Here is a 14,561-nt window from a genome sequence, read left to right on the forward strand (position 1 = left end):
GTCAGAAATCCAGCATGAAGAGAATATTGACCACCAGCACCAGCATGATCCCGCGCGCAAAGCCTCGCGGCATGATGGTGGCCATGGTGTCATTGCTGCTGACCGTCAGCCCGCTAATGCACGCCCCCAGCCCCACGAAGAACCCGACCAGCACGAATTTCAGCGGAATGACCAGATAATCCCACGTTGTCATCGCAGCGAGGACGTTGAAGAAGAACGTCCAGACCGAGGATGTGATGACCCCGTTGGCATGGGCCACCACAAAGCCCATCAGCAGCGACACGACCGAAAAGATCATGCCCAGCGTAAAGCCCCCCACCGTGAACGCGAACGTGCGCGGCATGACCAGCGCCAGGAACGGGTCGATGCCGCGCACCTGCAGGCTGCGCACCTCGCCGCCCAGAACCAGCATCCCGATCTCGGTCAGCGACAGCATGCCGCTGCGGCCCATCAGGATGATCCCCACAAGAATGGGTGAGATTTCACGCACCAGCACGGAAACGAGGATGGAGCCGGTCATCTGCGCCATGCCGGCATAGCCCAGCCAGTACGCCGCCTGTGACACGACCATGAGCCCCGCCAGCGTCGCGGTGATCACGATGCTCAGAAACCCGCCGCCCACCACCTGCCGCAATGTGGCGCGGAATTCATAGCGGACCGGCCTGCGCCATGAGTTGGGGCGCAGGCTCTCGCGCAGCGTGCCCCACCCTGCCCCGATCAGCAGCAGCGTGAAACGGACCTGATGGCGTGTCAGCCGCCCGATGCTGGCCAGCCAGGGCGCGAACCGCCCCAGCAGTTGCACGAAACGGTTATCTTCCTCGGCGTGCGGCGTAGCTTCCGGCGGCGCGGCCCCGTTGCCGCCGCCCGCCTGCGGCGTGGTGGGAGGGGGAGCGTCCGTCATCGCCGCCCGGCCAGCACATAGGTACGGGTCAGCCCTACGCCGGGGATGAAGAAGCGCCCGCGCTCACGGAACAGGAAGTTCTGCCGCAGGGCAAGATAGACATCCTCCGTCACCTGAATGGTGCCGACATCCGGTGCGCCCTGCGCCATCATCTCAGCCATGCCCATGGCGTCACCCCACAGGTTGAACGCCTGCGGCTCCTTGCCCAGCATGCCACCAAATACCGGCCCCACATCCATCCCGATACGGAATATGGGGTCCAGATCCTCCTTGGCCAGCATGGCCAGCATGTTCTCACGCATCATCAGCGCCGCATTGGCCATGCGGTACGAGGCCCCCTTGTCCGGCGTGTGCGAGCAGCCCGCCACGCATACGACCCGGTGCCCCAGCATACGGATGGAATACAGCCCGCACTGATGCGCGATGTCCTGCAGCAGGCCGGCCATCGTATCAATCAGCTTGATGTTGGCCGTCGGGTCGTTCTGGGCCGTCATCACCATATCGGACAGGCTTATGACCATGATGGCGACGGCGGGATAGAAACCGTTCATCTCCTTCAGGTCCGCCGGGGCCTGCTGCCCGTTCATGGCCAGCGCGCCGGGCGCCAGCAGGAAGCCCTGGCTGGGATCGTGCGGCTCCTCATCCGCCGGGGGTTCGCTTTCCAGTTCCTCCCGTGCGGCGGCGACGGCGGTGAAATGCTGCGCGGAGAAACGGGCCGCCGCGACACCTGCGATCATGTCCACAAAATGCGAGACCATGTCCGCCCGTGGCGCGTCTTCCAGCGTGATGACGCCCACCGGGCCGGTTGCGCCCTGAATGGGATTGCAGAACAGGGCCTTGCTGCCAAAGCTGCGCATGTACACGCGGTAGAAGGCGGCTGTCCGCTCGTCATCCGCCGCACTGGCTATGGCCAGCGCATCCCCGTGGGAGACGGCATCAAAAAAGCTCTTGAGGTCGGTGGTGGCCATTTCAAAGCCACCGGAATGTACATCCTGCTGCCGGTCATAGGAATCGATGCACATGAGGGTGTGCCCGTCATGCAGGATTCGCCATATGGCCGCGCGGCGGGCATGGGACTGGTCGGCCAGCGCCTCGGTCAGGATAAGGGCGTTATCCTCCGGGTTGAACAGTTCGGGATACGCCGCGACGGACTGCAGGGCATGGCTTTCGTAATTGGCCACGGCATGGGACTGCTCGATCTCACGCCGCAGGCGTTCGCTCCTGCGGGCCTGCAGGAACAGCATGAACCCCAGCCCGGACGCCATGAGCACGACCAGAATGGAAAACAGCAGGTTCTGCCGCCCCGACGCCATGGCGAAACGTGAAAAATCATCTTCCGGCGCGACCAGCAGCAGAACCCAGCTATCCTTGCCCACGGGCAGGTTCGCGGTGATCGTGACGTAGTTCTTGTCATTTACCCGGACGGTCCGCGCGCCGTAGCCGTGAACGCGGTACTGGTCGAACGCCTTGGTCATGACCGGGAAGCGGGCGGGATCAATCACCATCTTCATCGGGTCGCCATTGGCCTGGACGAGCGTTTCCTCCATGCCATGCCCGGCCAAAACGTGCCCGTCATGGTCCAGCAGGATGGCGTTGCCGCTTTCCCCGATCTTGAGCGAGTTCAGGAATTTGTTCAGGTGGTCGAGCGAGATGTTGATGGCATAGACATGCGTCTTGTCATCCGCGCCCTTGTAAGGCACCGCAGATGTCAGGATCAGTTGCCGCGTTACCTCCACAACGTAGGGGTGGGTCCAGAATTCCTGCCCCGCCTTGACGGTATCGGCAAACCAGCTATGCCCGCGCGGGTCGTAATTGCCCGCCGGGGTCTGCCACTGCTTTATGACCTTGTCGTTCCCGTCGCGCAGTTCATGGGCGAAGGTAGCCTTGTCCGTTCCACGGTTCTGCAGCGTCGTGACGGAAATGCCCTGATTGTTGCCGCCGCGTTCGAGTTCGCTGAAGCTGCCGTCACCATCCGCAAGGTAGAAGGACTGGATCTGCGGCACGTTGCGCAGCATGGTGCTGCTGTAGCCATTGAATATTTTCTGCTCGACCGACGGGGCGCCATGTTCAAGCATGTCACGCGCCACGATCGCCCCGGCGGAAGCGGGCATGAGGAAGGAACTGACTTCCTTGGCGATGTAATCCTGCTGGCTGACCAGCAGGTCATGCGTAAGGGCCAGCGCGCCCGTGCGCGCGGTCTGGTAGGAATGCCACCCCACCCCCGCGATGATGGCAATGACCGAGACCACCCCGGCCACGGGAATGCCGATATGAAGCAGGAAGCGCCTGAACTGGTCGGAAGGGGCAATCGTGGGATCGACAATCTCGTCCGTGGACAATGCTCTCTTCCTGTTTCAAGACATCAGGTGCGGTGTGTTCACAAATCCTAGACCACACATCGCGCGCTGGCCAAACCCTTTATGGCCTGCGCACAGTTCAACCCAGCCATAGCGGATCGGACAGGCGGGCGATGAATGCCGCGTGGGCCGCCAGTTCCGCCTCTGTCGGCCGCACCCGCACGGGCACATGCCCCGGTTCGCGCACGTAATTGTAACCTGTCACGCCGCCGCCATCGCCCTCTTCCACCGCCAGGCCAAGCCCGCGCTGCCTGCCGCCGGTCAGTTCCAGATAGACCGCCGCCAGCAGCTTGCAGTCCAGCAGGGCGTTATGGGTGGTGCGTTCCGACAGGTCGATGGAAAAGCGCCGGCACAGTGCGTCAAGGCTGTTGGGCATGCCGGGAAAACGCTCCCGCGCCATGTCGAGCGTATCGACCATGCGGCCCATATCCAGCTCCGGCAGCTTCGCGCGCGCCAGCTCCGCGTTCAGGAAGCCGAAGTCGAACCGGGCGTTATGGGCGATCAGGGGGTCATTGCCGATGAATGTCAGGAACCCCTGCGCGATCTCGGCAAATTTGGGTTTGCCCTCCAGATCGGCGCGGGTGAAGCCATGCACGCGGGACGCTTCCTCGGGCACGTCACGTTCGGGGTCGATCAGGACATGGAAATTCCGCCCCGTGGGCAGGTCGCCCACCAGTTCCAGCGCCGCGATCTCGATCACCCGGTCGCCCTTGAGCGGATCAAGGCCGGTGGTTTCCGTATCAAACAGGATCGTGCGTTTCATGCGTGTTTCCTTCTGGTCCGTGCCCGTGCGGGCACCGTGCCCTCATGCATGGCGCGCAGCAGGCGCCGGACCTGCCGCAGCGTATCATGGCGCGACAGCCCTGTTTGCAGGACCACATCGGCCCGGCGGCGGCGCAGGGCATCGGGCATCTGGCGCGCCAGCACCGCGTCAAGCTGGGCGGGCGTCATCTTGCCCCGGCGCAGGACGCGGGCGCGCTGTATCCGCGCGGGCGCGCTGACAACCGCCACGGCGTCACATACCCGCTCGGCCCCGGTCTCGAACAGCAGGGGAATATCCAGCACGACCCAGCGGCACCCGTCGCGCCGCGCGCGCTGGATGAAGCGTTCGCGCGCCCTGCGCACCATAGGGTGGAGAATCCCCTCAAGCCCGCGAATGATGGCCGGGTCCGACAACGCCACGCGCCGCAGCATCCCCCGGTCCAGCACGCCCTCTCGCACCGAGCCGGGCACCAGCCTGCCAATGGCGGTCAATGCACGGCCATGCGGTTCCTGCAGGGCGCGGACCTCCGCATCCGCATCGAACACCCGCACGCCCGCGCGGCGGAACAGGGCGGCGGCCGTGGACTTGCCCATGCCGATGCCGCCCGTCAGCCCCAGCACCCGCATGGCCCGCCCTTCAGCCCGTGCGGCTGGCATGCAGGTCCGCATCAAGCAGGGCCTCGACATCCGGCCCGATCGGCGCTGTCACGCCAAACCATTTACGAAATCCCAGCCCGGCCTGATGGATCAGCATGCCCAGCCCGTCCACACAGCGCAGGCCATGCGCCTGGGCCTGGACAAGCAGCGCGGTCTGACGGGGCACATACACGATGTCACACACCACCAGCGCCCTGTCAGCCTGCCCCAGATCGAGCGGGAAGGCGGCATTGCCTGCCCCCTCCATCCCGATGGAGGTGGTGTTGACCAGCAGGGTGCATTCCGCCAGCACCTCGCCCGCCCGCGCCCAGTCGATCACGGTGATTCCGGCCAGCGAGGCCGCGAGTGCTTCCGCCCGCGCACGGGTCCGGTTGGCGATGATGACCTTCACCCCCCGGTCAAGCAGGCTGGCGGCGATTGCGCGGGCGGCGCCCCCCGCCCCCAGCAGCAGCGCGCAGCCACCATGGACGGGGATTCCATGCGCCTCGACATTGGCGACGAATCCGTCCCCGTCGGTGGAATAGCCCTCAATCCTGCCGTCATCGGCAAAAACCAGCGTGTTGACCGAGCCGGAACGCTCGGCCGAACGGTCCAGCCGGTCCACGATCCCGTAGGCCGATTCCTTGTGCGGGATGGTAACGTTCACCCCCCGGAACCCGGCGGCCTGCAGGCCACGCACGGCCGTCTCGAACTGTCCCGGCCGGACAGGCAGCGGCACGTAGGCGCCGTTGACGCCACATTTTTCCAGCCAGAAATTATGCATGAGCGGCGAACGCGAATGCGCCACCGGCCAGCCGATCACCCCGGCCAGAAGTGTATGCCCGTCAATGCGCGGGGCGCGCGGCGTTGTCTTTTCCATAGGCTCCATCAGGCTGTCTGTTTGCGTGAACCGGCACTCTGGCGGCTGAACTCGTCCCATGCCTGCGGCAGGATGCGGGCAAGGCGTTCGGCCCATTGCGCCTGCCCCTCGGCGGAGGACACCAGATCCTGGCGAATCTCGATTTCAAGATAGGGCAGGCCCCGCCCCTCGGCATGTACGGGCACGGTGTAATCACTGGCGTCGGTCAGCGCATAGGGTTCGTTGCTGCCCACGACCAGCCCATCTTCCGCCGCCAGCAGGTCACGCACCCGCAGGCCGAAGGCGGGGTTGCGGTTATGCAGCACGCCGGTATGCCACGGACGATCCTGCCCGTTCATGCATTCGGTAAAGCTGTGCAGGGAAACCAGCACGACCGGCAGGCCAGCCTCCAGCCGGGCGGAGACCTCGCCCTCGATCCGCTGGTGATAGGGCAGGAATATCTCCTCCACCCGCTGGCCTTCCTGCGTTGCGGTAAGCTCCATGTTGCCCGGCACGTCGGTGCCATCGCTGCGCCGCACGATGGATGTCGGGTGTCCCGGCGCGCGGTTGCAGTCGATCACGAGGCGGGAATAGGCCTGCTCGATCAGGGTGCAGCCAAGCGCGCGGGCCAGCAGGCGGCCCGTCTCGGCCATGCCGAGGTCACAGGCGATATGGCGCGCCCGGTCGGCGGCGCTGACCCCCAGATCCCCCAGCGCGGCGGGAATGGCGCGGCCCGCATGATCGCTGACCAGCACGAAAGGCAGGCCGGACGGCGCGGCATCACCCGCATCGGGCGGGGGCGCGAACTGGATGACGGGTGCGGGATCACCCTGCGTCAGCAGACGTGACGGCTCTTGCGCAAGGGCTGCGTGCTGCATTGTGCGGGGCGTCCTCTGGCCGTGGGCGGATTGCGTGACGACCCTACAGCCCAAGCCGCATGAGTAAAAGACCCCGTGCTACAACCCACATCCCGCAGGAATGATTGTATCTGGCCGCCCACGTGGGTAGGGTGCGCGGCAACCACGGCATCATGCCGCATGGTCCTTGAATCACACTTGGGGTAGCTGGAACACGGAATGCCGGGGAACGCGAAAACGCTGACGGATCAGGACGCGCCAAAGGCCAACGCGCAGTGGGGCGGACGCTTTGCCGGGGGACCGGCGGAGATCATGCAGGACATCAATGCCTCGATCGGGTTTGACAAGGCGCTGTGGCGGCAGGACATCGCGGGCTCCAAGGCCCATGCCGCCATGCTGGCCAGGACCGGCATCATCTCCGCCGAGGATGCGCGCGCCATTACCGAGGGACTGGACGAAATCGGGCGCGAGATCGCGGCCGGCACGTTCGAGTTCAGCACCGCGCTGGAAGATATTCACATGAATATCGAATCCCGCCTGTCCGACCGCATTGGCGAGGCCGGCAAGCGCCTGCACACCGCGCGCTCACGCAATGATCAGGTCGCGACCGATTTCCGCCTGTGGGTGCGTGATGCGATTGACGGGCTGGACCAGCAGGCGGCCTCGCTCATGCGTGCATTGGCGCGCCGCGCGCAGGAACACGCCGCGACCCCGATGCCCGGCTTCACCCACCTGCAGACCGCCCAGCCCGTCACCTTCGGCCACCACCTGCTGGCCTATGTGGAAATGCTGGCGCGTGATCGCGGGCGGCTGGCGGATGCGCGGCGCAGGCTCAATGAATCCCCGCTGGGTTCGGCAGCCCTTGCGGGCACGTCGTTTCCCATCGACCGGGAGATGACGGCAAAGGCCCTCGGCTTCGACCGCCCGACCGCCAATTCGCTCGATGCCGTGTCCGACCGTGATTTCGCGCTGGAATACCTGTCCGCCCTGTCCATCATGGCGGTGCACCTGTCGCGGCTGGCGGAAGAAATCGTGATCTGGTGTTCCGCGCCCTTCTCCTTCATCCGCCTGTCAGATGCGTTCACCACCGGCTCATCCATCATGCCGCAGAAGCGCAACCCGGATGCGGCCGAACTGGTCCGCGCCAAGGGCGGGCGCATTACCGGCGCGCTGGTGGGACTGCTGACGGTGATGAAGGGCCTGCCGCTGGCCTATGCCAAGGACATGCAGGAAGACAAGGAACCCGTTTTCGCGGCGACCGACGCCGCCGCCCTGAGCCTTGCGGCCATGGACGGCATGATCCGTGACCTGAGCGTCAATGCCGAACAGATGCGCGCCTATGCCGGTTCAGGCTTCTCCACCGCGACCGACCTGGCGGACTGGCTGGTGCGCGTGCTGAAGGTGCCCTTCCGCACCGCCCACCATGTCACGGGCCGTCTGGTTGGCAAGGCGGAAGCGCGTGGCGTGGGGCTGGCCGACCTGACACTGGAGGAAATGCAGGCCGAGGAGCCGGGCATCACCAGCGACATCTTCTCGGTGCTGGATGTCGATTCCTCCATCGCCTCGCGCACCAGCCATGGCGGTACGGCAAGCGACAACGTGCGCGCGCAGTCCGCGCGCTGGCTTGATGCGCTGGGGGCGGAAAAATGAGCCGCCTCCTGACCCGGCACAGGCGCATAGCCACATTCATACTGCTGACCGGCCTGCTGGCGGTCATGGCCACGACGCTTGATGCATGTGGCCGCATTGGCACGCCCCGCCCGCCGGAACATTCGACCGCCTATTACCGCAGCTACCCCAGCACGGACAGGTAAGCGCTCAGGACAGGTTGCCCGGCCCGAAACTGTCGGGCAGCAGGTCCGCCAGCGTCCGTTCAACCATGGTCTCTCCCTGTGGCGAGACCATGGTGACCCGCGTGTCGGCCACCCCGAATTCCCTTATTTTCTGCCTGCATCCGCCACATGGGGTGCACGGCGCATCGCCCCCGCCGCACACGACCACACGGCGGATACGCCGCCCGCCCGCCAGCGCCATGGCCGCGATGGCCCCGGCCTCGGCACAGGTTCCCTCCGGATAGGCGGCGTTTTCAACATTGCATCCGGCAAAAATCAGCCCATCTACGGTTTCGACAGCGGCGCCGACCTGAAAACGCGAATACGGGGCATAGGCCCGCAGCCGTGCATCAACCGCCGCGCGCACCAGAGGGTCATTTTTCATGACTGATGTTTGCTTCCCCGCCTTTCGTGCGTCAAGCACCTTGGAAGGGACGGTGCAAGGCGGTATCGTGCAGCCCATCATGGCTGATGCTCCCCTTACCTGTCCCGGACAGGACCCTTCCGTTGCCGAACTTCTGGCCGTCCGTCCGGCGCTGTCCATGCATGCCGTGGACGGGCTGGTGCTGGAGGACGTACCCCTTAACGCCATTGCCGACGCGCTTGGCACACCCACATGGGTCATGAGCGCGGGCACGCTGCGCGCGCGCTACCGGCGGCTGGCTGCGGCCCTTGAGGCCACGGGCCGCCCGGTTTCGATCCACTTCGCGGTCAAGGCCAATGACCACCTGGCCGTGCTGCGCGTACTGGCGGCCGAAGGCGCTGGCGCGGACGTGGTCAGCGGCGGTGAACTGCGCCGGGCCATGATGGCGGGCATCCCGGCGGGGCGGATCGTCTTTTCCGGCGTAGGCAAGACACCCGATGAGATGCGGCTGGCCCTGCGCGCGGGCATCGGCCAGATCAATGTTGAAAGCGCGGAGGAACTCGAACTCCTCTCCGCCGTCGCCCGGGCCGAAGGGATCGACGCTCCCATCGCCCTGCGCATCAACCCCGATGTGGACGCAGGCACCCACGCCAAGATCACCACCGGCCTCGCCACCAACAAATTCGGCATCCCCTATGACCGCGCGGCCGATCTCTATGCCCACGCGGCAGGCCTGCCCGGCATCCGGCCCGTCGGGCTGGCCATGCATATCGGCAGCCAGATCACCCGCATGCAGCCCTACCGCACCGCCTATGCGAAGCTTGCGGATCTGGTGCGGACCATCCGTTCGCGCGGGCTGGCGGTGGACGTGCTGGACTGTGGCGGCGGGCTTGGCATTTCCTACCGCGATGAAACCGAAGGCGCGCCCGAAGCCCTTGCCGCCGCGATCCATGCCGAACTGGGCAGTCTGGGCACGCGCCTTGCCATCGAGCCGGGCCGCTGGCTGGCTGGCCCTGCTGGCGTGCTGCTGAGCACGGTCATCCTGCGCAAGCGTGGCTATGACGGCATGCCGCCCTTCCTTGTGCTGGATGCGGCGATGAACGACCTCATGCGGCCCAGCCTGTATGATGCGTGGCATGGCATCGTGCCCCTTTCCGCCGCCGGGGCCGTCGCCCCGACCGAGCAGGTGCATGTGGTGGGCCCGGTATGCGAAAGTGGCGATACATTCGGCCATGACCGCACCCTGCCGCACATGGAGGCGGGATCACGCCTCGCGCTGCTGGATTGCGGGGCCTATGGCATGGTCATGAGTTCCACCTACAACGCCCGCCCGCTGGCAGCACAGGTGATGGTGGATGGCAGCCGCTGGGCCGTCATCCGCGAACGGCAGGAGATCGAGGACCTGTGGGCCGCTGACCGTATTCCCGAATGGGCCGGGGCATCCCTCGCCACTGCTGGCGGAGGCCTATGACAGCCGGGCAGGACAGCACCCAGCCCGGCGGCAACCTGCCGCAACGTCTGGCCCATGCCCGCCAGCAGGCCCGTCGCGCCCTGTGGGCGGAACGCCTGTGGCCGCTCATGCTGCCGGGGGCCGATGCGGCCCTGGGCGTGGCGGTGCTCGGGCTGACACGCCTGCCCCAGTCCCTGCCTGATTCCGTCCACGCGCTTGCGCTGGCAGGCATTGCCGCAGGCGCGGGTTACATGACATGGCGGGCGGCCCAGCGTATCCGCCCCCCCACCGCGCAGGAAACCGACCGGCGGGTGGAGCAGGCATCCGGCCTGTCCGGCCAGCCACTGCGCACGTTATTCGACCGGCCCGCCAACCCCGACACACCGCAGACCATCTATCTGTGGCACCGGCACCTGCAACGCATCACGGCGGAACTTGGCCACCTGCGCGGCGGCTGGCCCCGGCCCCGCCTGCATGCCACGGGGCAATGGCGGGTGACGGTGGTGCTGGGCGTGGTGCTGGCCGGTGGACTGGTCTGGTCCGGCGGGCATGCGCCCAGCCGGGTCATGGCCGCCTTCCTGCCCGGCATGGATGATGCCGACACACCGGCAGCGCAGATCAACGCATGGATCACCATGCCCGACTACGCCCCCGGCGCGCCGGTCTTCCTAGACGCCACACATACGGACGCCACCATTCCCGCGGGCGCGCAACTGACCGTGACCCTGAACGGGCTGAACGGCCACCCCGCCCTGCACATGCGCGGGCCGCAATATCCCGCGCTGGGGCCGCATGATTTCCGCGCGCTGGGCAATGCAAGCTGGACCACGCAGGCCAGCCTGCTAGCCAGCGGCACACTGACCCTGCGCGGGCGGGGGCGCACGCTTGCGCGGTGGCACCTGAAGGTCACGCCAAACCCCGCGCCCGAAATCGCATGGGGGCAGAATCCCGGCAGCCAGGATGGCGAATGGCGGACCCGCCTGCCCTATCACGTCTCCCAGCCCTACGGCATTGCAAGCCTGCATGCGGAACTGGTCATGCCGGACAGCCCGCACGACAGGCTTGACGTGCCGATCCCGCTCAACGGCCACCCGCGCGTGGCGGATGATGTGGCAACCGTTGACCTGTCCGAAAACCCGTGGGCGGGGGAAGACGTGACGGCACGCCTTGTCGCCACAAGCAGCAGCGGTGTTACGGCCACCTCCGCCCCGGTGCGGCTGCGGATCGGGGCGCGGAACTTCAACAACCCGCTGGCCAAGGCGATACTGGATATCCGCAAGCGAATCGCCCTACGGCGTGAAAACCGCACGCAGGGCATGCGTGAACTGCTCGCGCTGGGTCAGGCCGACACCCTCCTGACCCATCAGGTCGGGCTGATGCTTGCCCTGACCAGCACGGCAGCACTGCTGGATAGCGAGGATGTGCCCGATGATTACGCCATAACGCAGGCCACCGGGCGGCTGTGGTTCCTTGCGCTCGACATCGAGCACAAGCGCCATGACATCAACAATGAACAGGCCGATTTCGGGGTACAGGCCGCGCAGGAAGCCGTGCGCCAGCAGCTTGAACACATGCGCCAGATGGGCCCGAAGGGTCAGGGCCCCGACCAGCAGGCCGAACTCCAGCACCGCATGCAGGCGCTGAAGGATGCGATCTCACGCAAGATGCAGGCCCTTGCCCAGCAGGCCATGCGCAACCATTCGGCCATGCCCGCCCTGCCGCAGATGACCGCGCGCGGTACGCAGAATCTCGACCGCATGATGCAGCAGTTGCAGGACGACGCCGCCAATGGCCGTGATGCCGACGCCATGCAGAAGCTCCAGCAGATGGAGGACATGGCCGAGAGCATGCGCAACGCGACCCCGCAGGATATGGTCCAGCTTGCCCAGCAGATGCAGGCCCGCCAGCGGGCAAAGGAACTGCGCCACGCCCTGCGTGACCTGACGGCCCGCCAGTCGCAACTGCTCGACCATGCCCAGTCACGGCTGGATCAGGCGCAGCGCGAGCAGGAACGTGAAGCCGCCAGACACCAGACGGACATGGATGACGACGGGCCGGACCTTTCCAACATGTCCACGGCCGACCTGCTACGCCAGTTGGGGATCACGCCCCCCGATGGCGCCCCGACCCAGCAGCCCCCCAAACCACCGCCGCCAGAAAGCATGACGCCCGAGGCCCGCGCCGCCCAGCAGCATGCCGACCGCGCCGTGCAGCATGCGCTGGCCCGTGCGCTGCATGAACTGCGCCATGAGTTCAAGCAGTTCTCCGGCAAGGACACCCCGGCCCTGGACAAGGCACAGGCGGATATGAAGGCGGTGCGCGCAGCCTTGGGCACTGGCAAGGACACGGACGCTGCCAGTGCCGAGAAAAAGGTGCTGGCTGACCTGCAGCAGGGCGACCAGCAGATGCGCCAGTCCATCCGCAACCATGGCGCACAGGGCAGCATGACCATTTTCATGCCGATGATGTCACAGGGTAATGGCCAGGGCAGCAGCGGCAGTGGCGGCAACCGCCCCGGCGATCAGGATGATGATGACGATGCCGACCAGCAACCCGCAGACAGCAAGAACGACCGCGACCCGCTAGGCCGCAAGACGGGCGATACACGGCAGGGTATGGATAATGACACCCATGTTCCCGACAATGCCAGCCGTGAGCGGGCGCGGGAGATCGAACAGGAACTCCGCCGCCGCGACGCGGACCGCACCCGCCCACCCGAGGAACTGGAATATCTCGACCGGCTGCTGCGCGCGTTCTAAATAACCAACTGAAAAATAAAAGTTTTTGGGTGCCGCCTTTTTGAAAAAAGGCGGCATCTCTCGAAAACGCTGCACCCGACAGGTGAAATGCTCACCTATCAGGCAACTTCCCGCCCCCTTCTACCGGACGACCCTGCGTCCGGTAGCGCCGCCATCAGGCATCGGTTTTCTGGTCGGTCTTGGTTGAAGGAAAGACGCGGTTGACCGGAGCCGTGGCAAGGTCAATGGCATCGTAGGACGGCAGGGCTTCCGACGCATCATCCCCAGAGACAGGCAGAAGCTGCGCATCGGGCATTTCACCCTTGGCATGCGCCTGGGTGAGGCGTTCAAGGTTCTCGCCAATCCGGGGATAGTCCTCGACCAGCTTGCGGAAATCACGCGCGCTCATGGTCATGAAATGCCCGAACTGCAACGAGCGGCTGGTGGCGTTCACCCGCCCGTTCTTCAGAGCTTCCACCGCGCCCAGCACCGCACCTGCGCCAAAGCGGACATCATGCTTGGGGTAATGCGTCTCCGCCAGCCCGGCGCTGATGAAATACACGGTCCGCACCTTCTGCCCGTTGCGGTACAGCCGCTCCCCGGGGGATGAGAAGTGGATGGACATTTTCATGGCGATGTCGTGCAGGACGCCGTCGGCCACCCCCTCGAACACGGGGAAGTTGTGGATACGGCTTTCGATGCCTGCGCGGATGTTGAACTTCAGCCTGAAATCAAGCTGTTCGCGCCTATGTTCCACATCGCGATGCAGTTCGCGGTGCAGTTCCTCGCTCAGGAGCGATTCGGACATCAGGGTATCGTATTTCTCTTCTTCCAGCCTCAGGGCGATCTGGCGCAGCATCCGGTTTTCCAATGCCTCGGAATACCCGTGGTAGTGCAGGCGCAGGGTCTGCAATGCCTCGTCCAGCAGCTTGCACTGGCGGTCCAGAACCTCACCCACGATGTCGCTTATGCGGTGGCCCAGCGTCGGCTCCATACGCTGGCGCATGAAGCGCGTCAGCGACAGCGAGACGAAATAGGCGATCATCAGCATCTCGAACCGCTCCATCATGCAGTACATGAGGGGGGCGTCGAAATTGAAGCGGTGATGGATCATCTGCGCCACGCGAAACCGCAGCGAAGGCCGCAGCCTGCGCCGCAGGGCCCGCACGTAGCCAAAGCGCCCCTCCAGCCGCGCGCCGTCCACCATTGCCTCGGCCGAACGCAGCAGCGTTTCCATCACCCGGCGCGACAGGCCCTGGATGCGGAACAGGTCCAGCAGGATGGAGCGCTCCCGGTTGGCGATTACGATCAGCGCCAGCGTCACGCGCTGGCGGTCACCCAGTGCGGTATCAAAGGTATTGGCCTGTTCCTCGGCATGGACGCGGCGGTCCAGCACTTCCACCACCGTGCTGGTCACGGTGGGAGAGAAACCAAGCTCGCCCGCCACGTCACGCGTCTGGTCACGCACCTCCCCCAGCCCGATGGCAAGGATCTGGTGCCGCAGCGCCTGGTCGATCAGCGGAAGCTGGTCCAGTTTCAGGAACAGCACCAGATAACGCAGCGACAGGCCATTGACGAACAGGGTGATCAGCACGAAGCCCGTGGCGATAATGCCGATGAAATGCGCGATGCTGCTGGAAACATGCTCGTTTTCCGTCACCGCCAGCGCCAGCGCCAGCGTAATGGCGCCACGCAGCCCGCCCCACACCATTGTCACCTTGAACGGCGTCGGCACGGGGGGAGACAGCTTGGTGGCGGCAAGGATGGGCAGCATGCCGAACACCACCGCCCCGCGCGCCAGAAGC

Annotated in this window: 11 protein-coding genes and 1 pseudogene; 4 read left to right on the forward strand and 8 right to left on the reverse strand. The window is 65.6% G+C overall.

Annotated features, from left to right (window positions below; genetic code table 11):
- Nucleotide 1 precedes the first annotated feature (1 nt).
- The 6 genes from DY926_RS03220 to DY926_RS03245 form a co-directional block, all read right to left on the reverse strand.
- Complete coding sequence (locus DY926_RS03220) at nt 2-901, reverse strand: MlaE family ABC transporter permease (RefSeq protein ID WP_241503026.1); 900 nt, start codon at nt 899-901, stop codon at nt 2-4.
- The gene (locus tag DY926_RS03225) at nt 898-3,240 is read right to left on the reverse strand and encodes an adenylate/guanylate cyclase domain-containing protein (protein WP_116702047.1); all 2,343 of its coding nucleotides are present in this window, start codon (nt 3,238-3,240) and stop codon (nt 898-900) included. Before DY926_RS03225 ends, DY926_RS03220 begins: the two co-directional genes overlap by 4 nt.
- Nucleotides 3,241-3,337: 97 nt before the next feature.
- Complete coding sequence (gene dnaQ, locus DY926_RS03230) at nt 3,338-4,021, reverse strand: DNA polymerase III subunit epsilon (RefSeq protein ID WP_116702048.1); 684 nt, start codon at nt 4,019-4,021, stop codon at nt 3,338-3,340.
- Nucleotides 4,018-4,647 (reverse strand): dephospho-CoA kinase, encoded by a 630-nt coding sequence (gene coaE, locus DY926_RS03235; protein WP_116702060.1) that lies wholly within the window; start codon nt 4,645-4,647, stop codon nt 4,018-4,020. Before coaE ends, dnaQ begins: the two co-directional genes overlap by 4 nt.
- A 10-nt stretch (nt 4,648-4,657) precedes the next feature.
- Nucleotides 4,658-5,536 carry a shikimate dehydrogenase gene (locus tag DY926_RS03240; RefSeq protein ID WP_116702049.1) on the reverse strand — a complete coding sequence of 293 codons (879 nt, stop codon included), beginning with the start codon at nt 5,534-5,536 and terminating at the stop codon, nt 4,658-4,660.
- 8 nt (nt 5,537-5,544) lie between these two features.
- Nucleotides 5,545-6,393, reverse strand: coding sequence for an N-formylglutamate amidohydrolase (locus DY926_RS03245; RefSeq protein WP_116702050.1), 849 nt, complete (start codon nt 6,391-6,393; stop codon nt 5,545-5,547).
- A 198-nt stretch (nt 6,394-6,591) separates the two neighbouring features.
- Between DY926_RS03245 and argH the strand changes: the two genes are divergently transcribed.
- Together argH and DY926_RS17470 are read left to right on the forward strand one after the other, a co-directional pair.
- Nucleotides 6,592-8,022, forward strand: coding sequence for an argininosuccinate lyase (gene argH, locus DY926_RS03250; protein ID WP_116702051.1), 1,431 nt, complete (start codon nt 6,592-6,594; stop codon nt 8,020-8,022).
- Nucleotides 8,019-8,186, forward strand: coding sequence for a hypothetical protein (locus DY926_RS17470; protein WP_186336056.1), 168 nt, complete (start codon nt 8,019-8,021; stop codon nt 8,184-8,186). Before argH ends, DY926_RS17470 begins: the two co-directional genes overlap by 4 nt.
- A gap of 4 nt (nt 8,187-8,190) precedes the next feature.
- Here the strand turns inward: DY926_RS17470 and DY926_RS03255 are convergent, their stop codons facing one another.
- A complete protein-coding gene (locus tag DY926_RS03255) occupies nt 8,191-8,589 on the reverse strand; it encodes a cytidine deaminase (protein ID WP_116702052.1) in 399 nt (132 codons plus the stop codon).
- A gap of 79 nt (nt 8,590-8,668) precedes the next feature.
- Between DY926_RS03255 and lysA the strand changes: the two genes are divergently transcribed.
- Complete coding sequence (gene lysA, locus DY926_RS03260) at nt 8,669-10,039, forward strand: diaminopimelate decarboxylase (RefSeq protein ID WP_116702061.1); 1,371 nt, start codon at nt 8,669-8,671, stop codon at nt 10,037-10,039.
- Complete coding sequence (locus DY926_RS03265; protein ID WP_116702053.1) at nt 10,036-12,777, forward strand: DUF4175 domain-containing protein; 2,742 nt, start codon at nt 10,036-10,038, stop codon at nt 12,775-12,777. The genes lysA and DY926_RS03265 overlap by 4 nt, the downstream gene beginning before the upstream one ends.
- A gap of 154 nt (nt 12,778-12,931) precedes the next feature.
- Here DY926_RS03265 and DY926_RS03270 read toward each other — a convergent pair.
- A pseudogene (locus tag DY926_RS03270) lies at nt 12,932-14,561 on the reverse strand (sodium:proton antiporter); the annotation flags it as partial.

It is taken from the genome of Komagataeibacter melaceti, assembly GCF_003403295.1.
Taxonomy (GTDB): Bacteria; Pseudomonadota; Alphaproteobacteria; order Acetobacterales; family Acetobacteraceae; genus Komagataeibacter; species Komagataeibacter melaceti.

Excerpts from the sequence above, each read along its gene's own strand:
- DY926_RS03220 (WP_241503026.1), bottom strand. The coding sequence starts at position 901 with ATGACGGACGCTCCCCCTCCCACCACGCCGCAGGCGGGCGGCGGCAAC.
- dnaQ (WP_116702048.1), bottom strand. The coding sequence starts at position 4,021 with ATGAAACGCACGATCCTGTTTGATACGGAAACCACCGGCCTTGATCCG.
- coaE (WP_116702060.1), bottom strand. The coding sequence starts at position 4,647 with ATGCGGGTGCTGGGGCTGACGGGCGGCATCGGCATGGGCAAGTCCACG.
- DY926_RS03240 (WP_116702049.1), bottom strand. The coding sequence starts at position 5,536 with ATGGAAAAGACAACGCCGCGCGCCCCGCGCATTGACGGGCATACACTT.
- DY926_RS03245 (WP_116702050.1), bottom strand. The coding sequence starts at position 6,393 with ATGCAGCACGCAGCCCTTGCGCAAGAGCCGTCACGTCTGCTGACGCAG.
- argH (WP_116702051.1), top strand. The coding sequence starts at position 6,592 with ATGCCGGGGAACGCGAAAACGCTGACGGATCAGGACGCGCCAAAGGCC.
- DY926_RS17470 (WP_186336056.1), top strand. The coding sequence starts at position 8,019 with ATGAGCCGCCTCCTGACCCGGCACAGGCGCATAGCCACATTCATACTG.
- DY926_RS03255 (WP_116702052.1), bottom strand. The coding sequence starts at position 8,589 with ATGAAAAATGACCCTCTGGTGCGCGCGGCGGTTGATGCACGGCTGCGG.
- lysA (WP_116702061.1), top strand. The coding sequence starts at position 8,669 with ATGGCTGATGCTCCCCTTACCTGTCCCGGACAGGACCCTTCCGTTGCC.
- DY926_RS03265 (WP_116702053.1), top strand. The coding sequence starts at position 10,036 with ATGACAGCCGGGCAGGACAGCACCCAGCCCGGCGGCAACCTGCCGCAA.